Origin of the sequence: Citrobacter sp. (assembly GCF_050252275.1) — a bacterium.
GTDB classification, from domain to species: Bacteria; Pseudomonadota; Gammaproteobacteria; order Enterobacterales; family Enterobacteriaceae; genus Citrobacter_A; species Citrobacter_A amalonaticus.
Window position 1 is genome coordinate 1 of record NZ_JBFWLF010000071.1, and the last position, 16,583, is coordinate 16,583.

The following is a 16,583-nucleotide window of genomic DNA, read 5'->3' on the forward strand; positions in this document are numbered from 1 at the left end:
GCCAGTGTCTCGATGGTTGAAGCCAGCGCGGAGAAACCCGCTTTCGACAGTTCCTGAACCGTCATGCGCTTCTGGAAATCCGCCAGCCCGAGGCTGGAACAGGTGGCGGTATAGCCGTAGGTCGGCAGCACGTGGTTAGTCCCGGAGGCGTAATCGCCCGCTGATTCCGGCGACCAGTCACCGAGGAACACCGAACCGGCACTGGTGATGTCATCAACCAGCTCGCGGGCATGACGGGTTTGAATAATCAGGTGCTCAGGTCCATAGAGGTTAGAGATGGCAATACACTGCGCCAGATCTTTCGTCACGATTAATCGACTGGCGCTGAGCGCCTGACGCGCCGTTTCTGCGCGCGGGAGTTCAGCCAGTTGACGTTCAACGGCTTCGGCAACGCGACGGGCGATGTCGGCATCTGGGGTCAGCAGAATGACCTGGGAATCCGGACCGTGTTCCGCTTGCGAAAGCAGATCGGAGGCGACGAAATCCGGCGTGGCGCCGCTGTCGGCAATCACCAGCACTTCGGACGGTCCGGCTGGCATATCAATCGCCGCGCCGTCAAGACGCTGGCTCACCTGACGCTTCGCTTCGGTCACAAATGCGTTTCCAGGGCCAAAAATTTTGTCTACTTTCGGCACGGATTCGCTGCCAAACGCCAGCGCGGCAATGGCCTGTGCACCGCCAACATTAAAGACTTCCTGCACACCGCACAGCTGCGCCGCGTAGAGAATTTCATCGGCAATCGGCGGCGGGGAACACAGCACCACCTTCTTACAGCCCGCAATACGCGCCGGGGTGGCGAGCATCAGCACGGTAGAAAAGAGCGGGGCGGATCCGCCGGGAATATACAAACCGACGGACACCACTGGGCGCGTCACCTGCTGGCAGCGGACGCCTGGCTGGGTTTCCACATCAACGATCGGTAATTGTTGCGCGTTATGGAAGGTTTCAATGTTTTGCACCGCGACAGCCATCGCCTGTTTGAGATCGTCGCTTAGTCGTGCGCTGGCGGCGGCTATCTCTGCTGTGGTCACCTTCAGCGCCGCAACCTCGGTTTTATCAAACTTCGCGCTGTACTCGCGCAGGGCGTCATCACCACGGGTTTTGACGTTATCCAGAATCTCGCTCACGGTGCGGGTGATGCTGTCAGACGCGGAAATCGCCGGGCGCGTCAGTAATTCACGCTGCTGCTCAGGGGAACAGGCGTTCCAGTTAATGATTGTGCTAAAGCTCATGGCCATCACTCCATCATCTTCTCAATTGGCAGCACCAGAATCGAGCTGGCGCCGAGCGCTTTCAGTTTTTCCATCGTCTCCCAGAACAGGGTTTCGCTGCTGACCATGTGCATCGCCACGCGTTGCTGATCGCCAGCCAGCGGCAGAATAGTTGGGCGTTCGGCGCCTGGCAGCAGCGCGATGACCTCTTCCAGACGCTCGCTTGGCGCGTGCATCATGATGTATTTCGATTCGCGAGCCTGGATAACGCCCTGAATACGGGTCAGCAGCTTATCGACCAGTTGCTGCTTGGCGTCGGTCATCTCACCGTCACGCTGGATCAGACAGGCTTTAGAACGGTAAATCACTTCGACTTCGCGCAGCCCGTTGGCTTCCAGGGTCGCGCCGGTCGAGACCAGATCGCAGATGGCATCGGCGAGGCCCGCGCGCGGAGCCACTTCCACAGAACCGTTCAGCAAGCAGGATTTAAAAGAGACGCCTTTCTGGTCGAGATAACGTTTGAGCAGGTGCGGATAAGAGGTGGCGATGCGCTTGCCATCCAGCGCGGCGGGGCCATCCCAGGCTTCATCCACCGGTGTTGCCAGGGAAAGGCGGCAACCGCCAAAGTCGAGGCGACGCAACGTAAAGTAGCGCGGATCTTCACCCTGGGCGCGGCGGTTCAGCAGTTCTTCTTCCAGAACGTTCTCACCGATGATGCCCAGGTCAACCACGCCGTCCATCACCAGACCGGGGATATCGTCGTCACGCACACGCAGAATATCAATTGGCATATTCTCTGCCATCGCAATCAGGCGCTGAGTGTGTAAATTAATTTTAATCCCACAGCGGGCGAGTAATTCGCGTGAGTCATCGCTCAAACGACCTGATTTCTGAATAGCTATGCGTAAACGGCTGTTGTCTAACATTCTCTTTTCCTCTTTATCCTGTCTGAACCTGTCTGAATTTCGCGCCAAAAAAAAAGCCCCCGGAAGATGATCTTCCGGGGGCTTTCTCATGCGTTCATGCACCACTGGAAGATCTGAATGTCTCCCAGCACACATCGCCTGAAAGACTAGTCAGGATGATGGTGATGATGGTGATGTTTAAATTGAACGCGTGTCATAAAATTCTCGATGAATGCTTATTCATGTGATGCCTTTTAACCTAAACCACTTTAACGTCTTAAAGCAAGCGCTTTTTTTAATTCCTATTTATAGTATGAATTGTCAGTCTTAAAGCGCTGGCGTAGCCTTATAGACATAGTGCTGGAGTCAGGAGAAAACGGATGAAAAAGGTCGCAGTTGTCGGTTTAGGATGGTTAGGCATGCCGCTGGCGATGTCGCTCGCTGCCAGAGGCTGGCAGGTGACGGGGAGCAAAACCACCCAGGATGGCGTGGAAGCGGCCAGAATGAGCGGGATCGAAGGATATCCGCTACGGCTCGAGCCTGAATTGGTGTGTGAAACAGACGATCTGGATGCGCTGATGGATGTCGATGCGCTGGTGATTACCTTACCGGCTCGACGCAGCGGTCCGGGAGAAGACTTCTATTTGCAGGCGATGCAGGAGCTGGTGGACAGCGCGCTGGCGTATCGTATTCCGCGCATTATCTTTACCAGTTCGACCTCCGTCTATGGTGATGTCCAGGGGACGGTAAAAGAGGGAACCCCGCGTAATCCGGTCACCGCCAGCGGTCGTGTGTTAAAAGAGCTGGAAGACTGGCTGCATAATTTACCGGGTACCTCGGTTGATATCTTGCGACTGGCCGGGCTGGTAGGGCCGGGGCGTCATCCAGGCCGCTTCTTCGCGGGCAAAACCGCGCCTGACGGCGAACATGGCGTCAATCTGGTACATCTGGTAGATGTGATTGCCGCCATTACGCTGCTGTTACAGGCACCGAAAGGGGGACACATCTATAATATATGTGCGCCTTCGCATCCTGCACGCAATGTGTTTTATCCGCAGATGGCGCGTCTGTTGGGAATGGAGCCGCCGCAGTTCCGCGATTCTGCGGATAACGGTAAAGGTAAAATTATCGATGGCAGCCGGATTTGTAATGAGCTTGGGTTTGAATACCAGTATCCCGATCCGCTGGTGATGCCGTTGGAGTAATGCATACCGCCAGCAGTTAGTCGCCATACAACGCAAGGGGGCGTGTATGAAACCACTGCTGGACGTGCTCATCATCCTTGATGCCCTTGAGAAAGAGGGCAGCTTCGCGGCGGCGTCCGCCAAACTGTATAAGACGCCGTCAGCTCTCAGCTATACCGTCCATCGTCTGGAAAGCGACCTCAACATTCAGATCCTCGATCGCAGTGGCCATCGCGCCCGGTTCACGCGCACGGGGCAAATGCTGTTAGAGAAAGGGCGAGAAGTTCTGCATACCGTGCGGGAACTGGAAAAGCAGGCGATAAAACTCCATGAAGGCTGGGAAAATGAACTGGTGATCGGCGTGGACGATACCTTTCCTTTTTCCCTGCTCGCCCCCCTGATTGAATCCTTTTATCAGCACCACAGCGTCACGCGCCTGAAATTCATTAACGGTGTGTTGGGGGGATCGTGGGATGCGCTGATCCAGGGCAGGGCGGATATTATTGTTGGCGCGATGCATGAACCTCCTTCATCCAGCGACTTTAGCGTTGCGCGCCTGGGTGAGCTGGAGCAGATTTTTGCCGTTGCGCCACACCATCCGCTGGCTGATGAAGCCGAGCCGCTGAGCCGCAGTACCATCAAACGCTATCGCGCGATTGTGGTCGGCGACAGTTCGCCTCTCGCTGCTGCAGCGGCGACGCAACTGCTTGACGATCAAGAGGCAATCACCGTCTTCGATTTTAAAACCAAACTGGAACTGCAAATCAGCGGTCTGGGATGCGGTTATCTTCCGCGTTATCTGGCGCAGCGCTTCCTGGAAAGTGGGGCGCTGATCGAGAAAAAAGTGGCGGCGCAAATTCTCTTTGAACCAGTATGGATGGGGTGGAATGAGCAGACGGCGGGACTCGCCAGCGCCTGGTGGCGGGATGCGATTTTAGCAAATAGTGCTATTGCGGGGATATATAAAAAAGACGATAGCGAAAAATCAAACATTTAAGAAAAAATAGTTCGCGACAAGCTACTCATTCTCTTGTCTTTTCGCCTCATTTTAGTGCACAATGCGCCGCTTGCAAAAAATGACATTAACCGACGTTTTAATACGCGTCGGTTATTTTTTTGCATCAAACCAATCATTCATACAAAGAGGCCGGGCTTCGTACCGGATAGATATTTACTAAAAACCGACAGTTGTTGTCGCTGAGGAATCCAGAAGATGGGGCAATTTTTTGCTTACGCGACGGCATTCGCCGTAAAGGGGAATGACCATGTCGCATAACGCTACTCCAAAAACCTCTCGCGTGGAATTGCGTAAAACGCTTACGCTGATTCCGGTTGTCATGATGGGCCTTGCCTATATGCAGCCAATGACGCTGTTCGATACGTTTGGTATCGTTTCAGGCCTCACTGACGGTCACGTTGCAACGGCGTATGCCTTTGCGCTGGTCGCTATTCTCTTTACTGCGTTGAGCTACGGTAAACTGGTTCGCCGTTTCCCGTCCGCTGGCTCGGCGTATACCTATGCCCAGAAATCCATTAGTCCGACCGTCGGCTTTATGGTTGGTTGGTCATCTCTGCTGGACTACCTGTTCATGCCGATGATCAACATCCTGTTGGCAAAAATTTATTTTGAAGCGCTGGTGCCGTCCATACCGTCGTGGATCTTTGTTGTCGCGCTGGTGGCCTTTATGACCATCTCCAACCTGCGCAGCATCAAGACCGTGGCAAACTTCAATACCCTGATTGTAATCCTGCAGATGGGCATTGTGGCGGTGATTGTTGGCCTGATCATCTACGGCGTTTCGAACGGTGAAGGTGCGGGTACGCTGACCAGCACGCGTCCGTTCTGGTCGGAAGGCGCACACGTCGTGCCAATGATTACCGGAGCAACGATTCTGTGCTTCTCGTTCCTGGGCTTTGACGGTATCTCTTCGCTGTCTGAAGAGACCAAAGATGCAGAGCGCGTGATCCCGAAGGCTATCTTCCTGACGGCGCTGATTGGCGGCCTGGTATTCATCGGTGCCTCTTACTTCCTGCAACTGTACTTCCCGGATATCTCTCGCTTTAAGGATCCGGATGCCTCTCAGCCTGAAATCATGCTGTATGTGGCGGGTAAAACCTTCCAGTGGGGCGTGCTGATTTTCTCCAGCGTGACCGTTCTGGCGTCCGGTATGGCGGCACACGCAGGCGTCTCTCGTCTGATGTACGTGATGGGCCGTGACGGCGTATTCCCGACGCGCTTCTTTGGTTACATTCATCCGAAGTGGCGTACCCCGGCATGGAACGTGCTGCTGGTGGGGGCAATTGCGCTGATGGCGATTAAATTTGACCTGGTGACGGCGACGGCGCTGATCAACTTCGGTGCGCTGGTGGCGTTTACCTTCGTGAACCTGTCTGTGATTTCACAGTTCTGGATCCGCGAAAAACGCAACAAGACGCTGAAAGACCACTTCAACTATCTGGTGCTGCCGGTATGTGGCGCGCTGACTGTTGGGGCGCTGTGGATCAACCTGGAAGAGAGCTCTATGGTTCTGGGGCTGATCTGGGCCGGTATTGGTCTGGTGTATCTGGCCTGCGTGACCAAAAGTTTCCGCAACCCGGTTCCGCAGTACGAAGATATCGCCCAGTAACTCATAAGGTTTGTAGACCCGGTAAGCGAAGCGACACCGGGCAGGAAGCCGGAGTTAACCACTCCGGCTTTTTTTATGTCGCTGGTTTATTTCCCGTCATTATTCATAACCATTCGTTCTAAATTAGAGAATTTCGTTATTGGTTCCCGTCCGCATGCTCAGGAATAATTTCCTGATTGATATTCTTCAGGCTAATGAATTTATGTTTTCAATGATCTTAAGCGGGGTTATCTGTGGCGCGCTGTTGGGCTTTGTGATGCAACGTGGTCGATTCTGCCTGACCGGCGGTTTCCGCGACATGTATATCGCTAAAAACAACCGTATGTTTTATGCGCTGCTGATTGCGATTTCCGTGCAGAGCGTCGGTGCCTTTGCGCTGATTCAGGCGGGGGTGATTCGTTACGATGCGGGCGCGTTCCCGTGGCTCGGTACTGTTGTTGGCGGTTATATCTTCGGGATTGGAATTGTCTATGCGGGCGGATGTGCCACCGGAACCTGGTATCGTGCGGGTGAGGGGCTGATCGGCAGCTGGATAGCACTGGCGACCTACATGGTGATGAGTGCGGTAATGCGTTCGCCCCATGCCAGCGGTTTAAACCAGACGCTAAAAACGTACAGCACGGAGCACAACTCCATTGCTGACACGCTGAACCTTTCCGTCTGGCCGCTGATCGCCGTTCTGCTGGTGGTGACGCTCTGGGTAGTCAGTAAAGAACTGAAAAAGCCAAAGCTGAAAGTCGCCTCTTTGCCGCCGCGTCGTACCGGGCTTGCACATATTTTGTTTGAAAAACGCTGGCATCCGTTCGTGACGGCGGTACTGATTGGTCTTATCGCGCTGCTGGCCTGGCCGCTGAGCGAAGCTACCGGGCGTATGTTTGGGCTCGGGATCACCTCGCCGACGGCTAACATTCTGCAGTCCCTGGTGGCGGGAGACAGCAAATTCCTTAACTGGGGCGTTTTCCTGGTGCTGGGGATTTTCCTTGGTTCGTTCATCGCGGCGAAAGCCAGTCGTGAATTCCGCGTGCGGGCTGCCGATGCGGCAACCACGCTGCGCAGCGGCTTCGGCGGGATCCTGATGGGATTTGGCGCCAGTATTGCCGGTGGTTGCTCTATCGGTAACGGTCTGGTGATGACGGCGATGATGACCTGGCAGGGCTGGATTGGCCTGGTATTTATGATCCTTGGCGTCTGGACCGCGTCATGGATTGTGTTTGTTCGACCGCAGCGTAAAGCCCGTCTGGCAACCGCTGCGGCAAATTAAGCGTAAGGATTAATGATGGCGATTAAAAAACTGGACGTGGTCACACAGGTTTGCCCGTTCCCACTGATTGAAGCAAAAGCCGCGCTGGCTGAAATGGCGAGCGGTGACGAACTGGTAATTGAGTTTGACTGCACACAGGCGACAGAAGCGATCCCACAGTGGGCTGCTGAAGAAGGGCATGCGATTACAGATTATCAGCAGGTTGGCGATGCCGCCTGGAGCATCACCGTCCAGAAAGCGTGATAACAGGCCCTCCGCCGTGGCGCGGAGGGCGATTCTCAGACGATCTCTTCAGCGTACTGCCACAGCGCCTTCAGCAGTACCTGCTTCTCTTTATCATCCGCATATTCCTGATACAACATCTGCAACTCGTCGGCGTAGCGCTGCAAATATTCCGGCGTAAAGACCTGACGACGGTGCTCCAGCCAGCGCTGTTGCTCCGCTTCATCCAGCGTGCCGGGGAAATTACGCGCCCGATAGTTGAACAGCAGTTTCTCAATACGTGGATCGACAAAGGTGATGTCCAGTGCCGGCAGGTTTTGCGGGTCGGTTTCCAGCACAATTTTCATTGCCGCACGGTCAGCATCGCTAAAGAAACCATTATAAAGCTGGGCATCGACGTTGTCAGACGGCGTGAACGGCTCGGCTTCGGCAAAGATGGCGACCACTTTGTCACGCACCTGCGGATTTTCACGCAGGACTTTCAGATTATCGAGACAGTGCTGGCGATTAATCCCCAGACGGTCGGCATCTTCCGGGCGCAGCGTGTTCGCCTGCGCCAGCACCGGGCATTTGTTGATGTGCACCAGCTTCAGCGGCACGGCGGCGGTATCGCCCAGATCGGCTTTGGCGGTGTACAGACGTTCGCGCAGGGTGTCGCTATCCAGTTCCAGCAACGGCGAAATATCACCGGCCAGGTCGACCATGATCACCGCATTACGGTTATCCGGATGCCAGGCCAGCGGTGCAACCCAACTGGTGTTGCCGCGCCATGCGCCAAACATGCCGGAAACATGCACCAGCGGTTTCATTTGCGGCACATCAATCAGCGCGGCCAGCTTGTGCTTATTGCGGTGCGTATAGAGATACTCAAACAGACGCGGCTGCCGTGACTTCACCAGTTGCGCCATCGCAATGGTGGCATAGACATCCGCCATCGCATCGTGCGCGTTGCTGTGCTCAATACCGTTTGCTTTCGTCAGATGCTCCAGGCGAAAGCTGGGGAGGCCGTCGTCATTTTCCGGCCAGTTGATGCCTTCCGGACGCAGGGCGTAGCAAGCGCGCATCACGTCCAGCAGATCCCAGCGCGAATTATCATGCTGCCAGCTCCAGGCGTAGGGATCGTAGAAGTTACGGTACAGCACGTTGCGCGTAACCTCGTCGTCGAAGCGCACGTTGTTGTAGCCAATAATGCAGGTTTTCGGCACCGTAAACAGGGTGTGGATCCGCGCGGCAAACGCAGCTTCATTATCACCTTTCTCTCGTGCTTCCTGCGGGGTGATTCCGGTGACCATCACCGCGCCCGGCTGGGGCAAATAGTCATCCGCCGGTTTGCAGTAAAAAACCTCTGGTTCACCGATGATGTTGAATTCGCTATCGGTACGCAGAGCGGCAAATTGCGCAGGTCTGTCGAGCGCCGGATGAATGCCAAAGGTTTCGTAATCGTGGAAGAGAAAGGTGGGTTGTTGCTTGCCGTCATTCATAAATAAGTGGGTTCCGTGACTTCTGGTTGCGCGCTGCCTGGACTGCACAGAGTACCAAAATTCGGCGTGGTAATCAGCCTGACTCACAGAGAAGAAAGACAGAAAGCGGCTGGAGATAAGGTGCAACGGATCAATCAAACAGGGATCAATGTGCGATAAGTCACATTTTCTTGCAATTATTCCCTGTTCGTTTATCAGAATTTCCGTAAAAAGGACGGCTCTTTTGAAACGTCTGAGGACATGCTGTTGAAACCCCGTCTGTTTATTACCGCTTCTTTACTCGCGATGCATCTCTCTTCTGCACTTGCTGCCGGTACGGCTGACTTTGCGCCACCGCCACCTGGCATTGAAGCCGGTTCATGGGTGCTTATGGATTACACCACGGGGCAAATTCTCACGGCGGGTAATGAACATCAACAGCGCAATCCTGCCAGCCTGACCAAGCTGATGACCGGTTACGTGGTCGATCGCGCCATTGACAGCCAGCGCATTACGCCGGACGACATCGTCACCGTGGGACGCGACGCGTGGGCGAAGGACAACCCGGTGTTCGCCGGATCCTCATTGATGTTCCTCAAAGAAGGGGACCGGGTGTCCGTGCGCGATTTAAGCCGTGGGTTGATTGTTGATTCCGGTAACGACGCCTGCGTGGCGCTGGCAGATTACATCGCTGGTGGGCAACCGCAGTTTGTCGCGATGATGAACAATTACGTCAAGAAGCTCAATTTGCGGGACACCCATTTTGAGACGGTGCACGGACTGGATGCCCCTGGTCAGCACAGTTCAGCTTACGATCTGGCGGTGTTGTCCCGGGCAATCATTCATGGTGAGCCGGCGTTTTATCACATGTACAGTGAGAAAAGCCTCACCTGGAACGGTATTACCCAGCAAAACCGTAACGGACTGCTGTGGGATAAAACCATGAACGTTGATGGCCTGAAAACCGGACACACTTCGGGGGCTGGTTTTAACCTGATTGCTTCTGCGGTGGACGGTCAGCGCCGACTGATTGCCGTGGTGATGGGCGCGAATAGCCCAAAAGGGCGTGAGGAGCAGGCACGTAAACTGCTGCACTGGGGACAACAAAATTTCGACACGGTGCAAATCCTGCGCAGCGGTAAGCAGGTCGGAACAGAGCGTATCTGGTACGGTGATAAAGAGAAAATCGCGTTAGGTACCGAACACGATTTCTGGATGGCGCTGCCAAAGGCGGAAATGCCGCACATCAAAGCGAAGTACATCCTGGATAAGAAGGAACTGGAAGCGCCGCTTGCCGCCCATCAACGGGTCGGGGAAATCGAACTCTACGACCGCGACAAACTGGTCGCTCATTGGCCTCTGGTCACGCTGGAAGCTGTCGGTAAGGGAGGCGTCTTCTCCCGTCTGAGTGATTATTTCCATCACAAAGTCTGAATCGTACTGACAGAGACTGGCAGGAGTTCGGTTCCGCTCACATAATAACCACAAAGTGCTTGTGACGGCGGTTTAGTCTTCGTTATGCTGTATATAAATACAGTGTAACGATGGAGGCAACATGAATTACGAGATCAGAAACGCTGATAAGCGCACCGTTGCAGGTTTCCACCTGGTGGGACCGTGGGAGCAAACGGTGAAACAAGGCTTTGACCAGTTGATGATGTGGGTCGATGGCAAGCAGGTTGTGGCGCAGGAGTGGATCGCCGTTTACTTCGACAATCCGGATGAAGTGCCCGCCGAAAAACTGCGCTGTAGTACGGTCGTTTCCGTGCCTGCTGATTTTGTCATCCCGGAAAACAGCGAAGGCGTGACGCTCAGCGAAATCGACGGCGGTCAATATGCGACGGCAGTTGCACGCGTCGATAATAATGATTTTGCCACGCCGTGGTATCAGTTCTTCAATAGCCTGATGCAGGACAAGACATATGAAATGGCATGCAAACCCTGCTTTGAAGTCTATCTGAATAACGGTTGCGAAGACGGTTACTGGGATATCGAGATGTATATCGCGGTACAACCAGCCACGAAGTAAGTCTAAAACCAGGCGGACCGGCGCGGAGCGACTACGCTTAGCGAGATGTCCTGTCCGCCACAGTGAACTTCTGCGCGTAAAAACAGGTACAATCATTTTTTGCTTTTTCCTGATGGAGTGCATGAGTGCGTGCCGACAAGTCACTGAGTCCATTTGAAATCCGTCTGTATCGCCATTACCGCATTGTGCATGGTATTCGCATTGCACTGGCCTTCATCCTGACTTTTTTGCTTGTTCGTTTATTTAACATTCCGGAAGGGACATGGCCCTTGATTACGCTGGTGGTGATTATGGGGCCGATCTCGTTCTGGGGAAACGTGGTTCCCCGTGCCTGGGAGCGGATTGGTGGTACGATCCTCGGATCGGTGCTGGGTCTGGTGGCGCTGCGTCTTGAGCTATTCTCATTGCCACTGATGCTGCTCTGGTGTGCGGCAGCTATGTTCCTGTGTGGATGGCTCGCGTTAGGAAAAAAACCGTATCAGGCGCTCTTGATTGGCATCACGCTTGCTGTCGTCGTGGGTGCGCCCGCTGGCGATATGGAGACCGCACTCTGGCGCGGCGGCGATGTCATTCTGGGGGCGCTCCTCGCCATGCTGTTCACCGGAATCTGGCCGCAGCGCGCCTTCATTCACTGGCGCATCCAACTGGCGCACTGCGTGACGGCCTATAACCGGGTGTATCAGGCCGCGCTGTCGCCTAATCTGTTAGAACGTCCCCGTCTGGATAAACATCTGCAACAGCTATTAGGTGACGTGGTAAAAATGCGCGGACTTATTACGCCGGCGAGCAAAGAGACGCGCATCCAGAAATCTATTTTTGAAGCCATTCAGACCGTCAATCGTAATCTGGTCTGCATGCTCGAATTGCAGATCAATGCCCTGTGGGCGACCCGTGAAAGCCATTTCGTCATGCTCAATGCCCATACGCTGCGGGAAACGCAGCAAATGACCCAACAGGCGCTGTTGACGATTGCCCATGCCTTGTTCGAAGGTAATCCGCAGCCGATTCTCGCCAACAGCGAAAAACTGAACGAGACCGTTAACGAATTGCGCACGCTGATCCGTCAGCACGATGAACATCATGTGGCTGAAACGCCGATTCATGGCTATGTCTGGTTAAGCCTGGAAACCGCCCGTCAACTGGAGCTGCTGTCGCATCTTATCTGTCGCGCACTGCGCAAATAAAAAGCAGGTAAAGGGAATGCTGCCGTGGCTGCTTCGATTCAGCAAGGAATAAGGGTATGATGGAAACCAGAATGAAGCCATTGTCATTTGCGGCTGCGAAAAGTAATGTTAGCCCTATCGTTTAAACGAATCCGACTCTCACATTATCAGGGGTGTAAAAATGGAAACTACCAAGCCATCTTTCCAGGACGTGCTGGAATTTGTCCGTCTGTTCCGTCGTAAAAACAAACTGCAGCGTGAAATCCAGGACGTTGAGAAAAAGATCCGTGACAACCAGAAACGTGTTCTGCTGCTGGACAACCTGAGCGATTACATCAAGCCGGGGATGAGTGTTGAAGCTATTCAGGGCATCATCGCCAGCATGAAAAGCGACTATGAAGATCGCGTTGATGACTACATCATCAAAAATGCAGAGATCTCTAAAGAACGTCGCGACATCTCCAAAAAGCTGAAAGCGATGGGTGAAATGAAAAACGGCGACGCGAAAGCGGAGTAACGTTTTGCCAGCAGTGAGGATCCGTCAGGCGATCCTCACTGTCGCTTCACGCCACCGCTGACCATTCGCAATAAATGCTGTTCCGGCCAGTGCTTAGTCAGTCTGTTCCTTGCCAGTAACCACTTAACGTAATCAACATCGTGTCGCTGTCTGTCGAGCATCAGTCCGACGACGCTGCCGCTGTGCGCCACGTTCACGCCGTATAAACCACACTCTTCAACCAGCGACAATAGCGCGTCGAAATCCGGCTTTGGCAACAGCATCTGGCTGGCAATAGCGCTCAGCGTCGCCGCTTCTCCCATACGATAAGGATTTTGCTCCGCACAGGCTTCCTGTACTTTTTCCCATGCCCGCTTCAGCGCCGGTGCGCCCGCATGTAAACCCGCCTGCCGGGGAATGCGATGATAATCCGCGGTGCGTAAAGTTTGCGGACTCTCCAGCACGAGAAGATCCAGCGCCGGTTGAGCATCGCAAGGGATTTGCGTCGATGCGTCGTTGTGGTCAAACAGCGTCAGTTGCTGAAAAACGGTGCTGTCCGTCGGTTCCAGCGAGACGCATAGTTGCGCGAGGGTGGACTCATCCAGCTGATGGCCCAGATGCTGCGCGGTGGCGACAGCGGTTGCGGCAATATCCGCCGTACTGCTGGCCATGCCTTTGGCAATCGGGATAGTTGAATGGATCGAAACACGGATATCCTGACTCAGGTGGGCAGGGTAGTCCCAGTGTTCAAGAAGTCGGTTGACCATCGCCCGCGAAAGAGGGCGCTCATCCGCCAGAGGGGAACCGGTGCTGACCTCGACGGTGCTGTACCAGTCAACCGGGCAGGAGACCAGTTTCTCGCTGCCCATTATCCAGCCCTGAATAAGTTCACCGCACGACGCGGGGCACTGCGCAACAGCCACGTTATCACCTTTCTGATCTGCAATCCTCGGCGCATAGTGTCATGGCGATTGCGCTATTACCATGATTTGCCGCAATTTGCGCGGCGCGAACTCAGGCCGACACGGCGATACTTTCTGATTCTGCGAGAGCAATCCGCATCACATCCTGGGCTATCATCAGCTCTTCGTTGGTGTTGATGACCGCCACTTTAACCATGGCGTTTTCCGCCTGAATAAAGGTCGCATTCCGCTGATTCTTCTCTTCGTCTACGATCAGACCCAGGAAGTGCAGATTCTGGCAGATTGCCGCTCTGGCGCGCGCTGAGTTTTCCCCGATACCTCCGGTAAACACCAGCGCATCCAGACCACCCATTTGCATGATATAGCTGCCAATCGTGGCGCGAATACGCTCTGCAAACAGTGACAGGGCAAGCGCGGCGCGGGGATTTCCGCCGTCAGCAGCCTGCTCAACGTCACGATAATCATGCGAGACGCCTGAAACGCCAAGCAGCCCGGATTCATTGTTCAACAGGTGGTTAAGTTGCTGTGGCGTTTGGCCTTCACGTTGCGCAACCCATGGCAAGATGGACGGGTCGATATCCCCGCTGCGGGTACCCATCATCACGCCGGACTGTGGGGTGAAGCCCATCGAAGTATTAACCGACTTACCGCCTTTAATCGCGCAAATACTGCTGCCATTGCCCAGATGGCAACACACGACCCGCAGCGCGCTAAGCGGGACGCCAAGTTTTTCGGCGAGCGTCGCGCTGACGTACTTATGGCTGGTTCCATGAAAACCGTAGCGACGGATACCAAACTCTGCGTAATACCGCCACGGAAGCGGATAGATATAGGCTGGCTCTTCCAGCGTTTGATGAAACGCGGTATCAAACACGGCAACCGAAGGCACGTCGGGCAGCAACTGGCGAAACACGTTGATGCCGAGCAGGTTAACCGGGTTGTGCAAGGGCGCCAGTTCGGCAAGGCGTTCAATTTCCGCCAGTGATTCATCGGTCACGCGCGCAGAATCTTTAAACGATTCCCCACCATGCGCTACACGATGGCCGACCCCCTCGATGTCCTGCAGGCTGGTAATAATGCCGTAGCTAATCAGCATTTCGAGAAGCAGGGTCACCGCCTCGCGATGATCGGCAACCGGGGTGGTTTGCTGCCATTTTTGATCCTGCGCTTTCAGGGTGATCAGGGCATCCGGCAGGCCGATACGTTCAATCAGCCCCTGACACAGCAAATCACCCTGCGGCATGTCCAGTAACTGAAATTTAAGGGACGAGCTGCCCGCGTTGATCGCCATTATTTTGTGAGACATGAAGATTCCTTTTGGTTCAGAAAGGCAAACAGTTCATCGAGTCCGGAATGGTTGACGGCGCTGGTCACGAACACACGTTCTGCGCCAGCTTGTTCCAGCCAACCTGTGACCTGCGCAATTTTCTGCGGGTCCGCTAAATCTGATTTGGTCACAACGCCGAACGCCGGTCTGTTCATTGGTGCCGTAAAACCGGGGGAAAAAGGTGACCACTGCGCATCGCTGTTGAGCACGAGCGCAATGACATCCGCCTCGCAGGCACTCGCCAGCAGCGCGCTGTAAAGACAGCGGTTTTCCAGATATTCGCCAGGCGTGTCGATGGTTTCGGCAGACCAGACAATCGCCTGCGTTTTCTGATACGCGAGAGCCTCGCCGCGCAGACACTGCGTCAGCGAGGTCTTACCGCACTGGCTGGGGCCAATTAACATCATGCGCTGCATTACGCTATGTCCGCGTGATGGAACAGGTTGTAAAGCGCATCATTTCGCCGAGCGTGCGCGTAACCTGTTTGAGGGCGTATTCCACCGCCGAGACGTCGCCGGTTAACACCACCGCACCGGTGAAACGGTCAAGAAAGCCAATCTCGACCGCACCGGATTTCGTCGCGATGTCGCAGGCAATAATGGATGCTTCACTTGGCGTGATGGTGAGAATGCCAATCGCCGAGACGCTGTCCTGCAACCCCAGCTTCTTGAACAGGTCTTTGCCGGGATTCGCAATCAGATGCGCCAGCGTGACCTGTTTGCCTGGTACGTACTCCTGGATCATGCGATCCGTGGTCGGTTGCCTTTCCATCATCCCTCCACCATCTGACGCCACATCGCTTCGTGCGGGCGAGGGATCACTGAACGATAAACCAGCAGGCCTTTTTCACCCGCGCTCTCACTGGCAACCGCGACCGCGTTGTTGACATCGGAGACATCACCCGCGACCACCATGTAGCATTTACCTCCGATACCGAACGCCATATGAACGCGCACGAGCGTAACGTTGGACGCCTTCACCGCCCGGTCAGCCGCGCTGATACAGGCTGCTACGCTCCAGGTTTCAACAATCCCCACCGCCTGACGTTTGTCCACGCTGTTCAGTCCGCTAATCGCGGGAAGCACGCTGGCATGAATATTGGGTAACACCAGACTGTCGACCAACATCTCGCCAGCGAGCGCATTTCCGGTCTCGATCGCCTGTTGTACTGCGCCGACGTCGCCGCCCAGCATGAGCAAAAACTTACCCGGACAAATGGTTTTGCTGACCAGCAGATCCACATTGGCGCTTTTCAGCATGGCATCGCCTGCTTCCATCCCTTTGGCAATGCTGGTGAGTTCTAAAATACCTATGGCCTGAGACATGGTTAACCTCTTACAACGATGATGGCCTGATCTGTTACCTCACAGACAATGCCGTCAATACTGGCGTGAACAGGCGCGCCGAGCGCACCTTGCGGAATTTCAGCGACGCACTGACCACGCGCGACACGCTCGCCTTTCTGAACGCAGGGTACCGCGCTGGCGCCGATGTGCTGGCGCAACTGCAGCGTCGTTCTCTCAACAACGGGCTCGCTGTCGACTAAGGGCGCTTCCCGATACCACGGTGTCAGCCCCAGTTTGGCGATGAGTCGTTTTACCGGCACCAGACGGTATTTCGCCATCTCATCCGCCGGGTTGAGCGGCCCCTCGTAGCGCTGATTCTGTGCACGTAGCTCGCGCTTCAGCATCCGGTTAATCCGCATAGGTGAAATACCTACCGGGCAGGCCACACTTTCACAGACGTTACATTCAGAACAGGTGAGGGCACTGAGC

General features: G+C 54.8%; 19 protein-coding genes, 1 pseudogene and 1 other annotated feature. Of the genes and pseudogenes, 10 read left to right on the forward strand and 10 right to left on the reverse strand.

What is annotated here, in order from left to right; translation table 11 throughout:
• From hisD to hisL, 3 genes are all read right to left on the reverse strand, one after another.
• Positions 1-1,232, reverse strand: a 1,232-nt coding sequence (hisD, locus tag AB7E14_RS08300; RefSeq protein WP_428169458.1) for a histidinol dehydrogenase, incomplete at its 3' end; no start/stop codon positions are given.
• A 5-nt stretch (positions 1,233-1,237) separates the two neighbouring features.
• Entirely contained in the window at positions 1,238-2,137 is a 900-nt protein-coding gene (gene hisG / locus AB7E14_RS08305; protein WP_043000214.1) for an ATP phosphoribosyltransferase, read from the reverse strand.
• Between the two features lie 47 nt (positions 2,138-2,184).
• Positions 2,185-2,308 (reverse strand) — a sequence feature (His leader region).
• The gene (hisL, locus tag AB7E14_RS08310; RefSeq protein ID WP_001364200.1) at positions 2,284-2,334 is read right to left on the reverse strand and encodes a his operon leader peptide; all 51 of its coding nucleotides are present in this window, start codon (positions 2,332-2,334) and stop codon (positions 2,284-2,286) included. Its footprint overlaps the feature before it by 25 nt.
• A 162-nt stretch (positions 2,335-2,496) precedes the next feature.
• Between hisL and AB7E14_RS08315 the strand changes: the two genes are divergently transcribed.
• The 6 genes from AB7E14_RS08315 to tsuB all read left to right on the forward strand — a co-directional run bounded on the left by AB7E14_RS08315 (position 2,497) and on the right by tsuB (position 7,431).
• Positions 2,497-3,321, forward strand: coding sequence for an SDR family oxidoreductase (locus AB7E14_RS08315; protein ID WP_316961828.1), 825 nt, complete (start codon positions 2,497-2,499; stop codon positions 3,319-3,321).
• Between the two features lie 46 nt (positions 3,322-3,367).
• On the forward strand, positions 3,368-4,297 hold the full coding sequence (locus tag AB7E14_RS08320) for a LysR substrate-binding domain-containing protein (protein WP_200040488.1): 930 nt from the start codon (positions 3,368-3,370) through the stop codon (positions 4,295-4,297).
• 216 nt (positions 4,298-4,513) lie between these two features.
• The gene (yoeI, locus tag AB7E14_RS08325) at positions 4,514-4,576 is read left to right on the forward strand and encodes a membrane protein YoeI (RefSeq protein WP_099433339.1); all 63 of its coding nucleotides are present in this window, start codon (positions 4,514-4,516) and stop codon (positions 4,574-4,576) included.
• Positions 4,566-5,927, forward strand: coding sequence for an APC family permease (locus AB7E14_RS08330; RefSeq protein ID WP_058588257.1), 1,362 nt, complete (start codon positions 4,566-4,568; stop codon positions 5,925-5,927). The genes yoeI and AB7E14_RS08330 overlap by 11 nt, the downstream gene beginning before the upstream one ends.
• Before the next feature lie 202 nt (positions 5,928-6,129).
• On the forward strand, positions 6,130-7,188 hold the full coding sequence (gene tsuA / locus AB7E14_RS08335; RefSeq protein ID WP_428169459.1) for a thiosulfate utilization transporter TsuA/YeeE: 1,059 nt from the start codon (positions 6,130-6,132) through the stop codon (positions 7,186-7,188).
• 15 nt (positions 7,189-7,203) lie between these two features.
• Positions 7,204-7,431: a thiosulfate utilization sulfurtransferase TsuB/YeeD gene (tsuB, locus tag AB7E14_RS08340; RefSeq protein ID WP_000985275.1), complete on the forward strand. Its 228-nt coding sequence runs from the start codon at positions 7,204-7,206 to the stop codon at positions 7,429-7,431.
• A 35-nt stretch (positions 7,432-7,466) separates the two neighbouring features.
• Here tsuB and sbcB read toward each other — a convergent pair whose 3' ends face one another.
• Positions 7,467-8,891, reverse strand: coding sequence for an exodeoxyribonuclease I (sbcB, locus tag AB7E14_RS08345; protein WP_104446687.1), 1,425 nt, complete (start codon positions 8,889-8,891; stop codon positions 7,467-7,469).
• Positions 8,892-9,131: 240 nt separating this feature from the next.
• Here sbcB and dacD point away from each other — a divergent pair, with 240 nt between their 5' ends.
• The 4 genes from dacD (at position 9,132) to AB7E14_RS08365 (ending at position 12,579) form a co-directional block, all read left to right on the forward strand.
• Entirely contained in the window at positions 9,132-10,304 is a 1,173-nt protein-coding gene (gene dacD, locus AB7E14_RS08350) for a serine-type D-Ala-D-Ala carboxypeptidase DacD (RefSeq protein WP_044257558.1), read from the forward strand.
• A 121-nt stretch (positions 10,305-10,425) separates the two neighbouring features.
• The gene (sbmC, locus tag AB7E14_RS08355; RefSeq protein ID WP_044327339.1) at positions 10,426-10,899 is read left to right on the forward strand and encodes a DNA gyrase inhibitor SbmC; all 474 of its coding nucleotides are present in this window, start codon (positions 10,426-10,428) and stop codon (positions 10,897-10,899) included.
• A 125-nt stretch (positions 10,900-11,024) separates the two neighbouring features.
• Positions 11,025-12,083 carry an FUSC family protein gene (locus AB7E14_RS08360; RefSeq protein WP_044327340.1) on the forward strand — a complete coding sequence of 353 codons (1,059 nt, stop codon included), beginning with the start codon at positions 11,025-11,027 and terminating at the stop codon, positions 12,081-12,083.
• Positions 12,084-12,243: 160 nt separating this feature from the next.
• Positions 12,244-12,579 (forward strand): DUF496 family protein, encoded by a 336-nt coding sequence (locus AB7E14_RS08365; RefSeq protein WP_042318175.1) that lies wholly within the window; start codon positions 12,244-12,246, stop codon positions 12,577-12,579.
• Positions 12,580-12,614: 35 nt separating this feature from the next.
• On the opposite strand, the gene AB7E14_RS08370 is transcribed toward AB7E14_RS08365, so the two are convergent.
• The 6 genes and pseudogenes from AB7E14_RS08370 to AB7E14_RS08395 all read right to left on the reverse strand — a co-directional run.
• The gene (locus AB7E14_RS08370) at positions 12,615-13,481 is read right to left on the reverse strand and encodes an L-threonine kinase (RefSeq protein ID WP_216081337.1); all 867 of its coding nucleotides are present in this window, start codon (positions 13,479-13,481) and stop codon (positions 12,615-12,617) included.
• A gap of 91 nt (positions 13,482-13,572) precedes the next feature.
• Positions 13,573-14,787 carry an acetate/propionate family kinase gene (locus AB7E14_RS08375; protein WP_316961826.1) on the reverse strand — a complete coding sequence of 405 codons (1,215 nt, stop codon included), beginning with the start codon at positions 14,785-14,787 and terminating at the stop codon, positions 13,573-13,575.
• Complete coding sequence (gene pduV, locus AB7E14_RS08380) at positions 14,772-15,224, reverse strand: EutP/PduV family microcompartment system protein (RefSeq protein WP_044257562.1); 453 nt, start codon at positions 15,222-15,224, stop codon at positions 14,772-14,774. The genes AB7E14_RS08375 and pduV overlap by 16 nt, the downstream gene beginning before the upstream one ends.
• A 4-nt stretch (positions 15,225-15,228) precedes the next feature.
• The gene (gene pduU / locus AB7E14_RS08385; protein WP_042318179.1) at positions 15,229-15,579 is read right to left on the reverse strand and encodes a propanediol utilization microcompartment protein PduU; all 351 of its coding nucleotides are present in this window, start codon (positions 15,577-15,579) and stop codon (positions 15,229-15,231) included.
• A complete protein-coding gene (pduT, locus tag AB7E14_RS08390; RefSeq protein WP_043000226.1) occupies positions 15,579-16,133 on the reverse strand; it encodes a propanediol utilization microcompartment protein PduT in 555 nt (184 codons plus the stop codon). The genes pduU and pduT overlap by 1 nt, the downstream gene beginning before the upstream one ends.
• A 2-nt stretch (positions 16,134-16,135) precedes the next feature.
• Positions 16,136-16,583 (reverse strand): annotated as a pseudogene (locus AB7E14_RS08395) (electron transport complex protein RnfC); the annotation flags it as partial.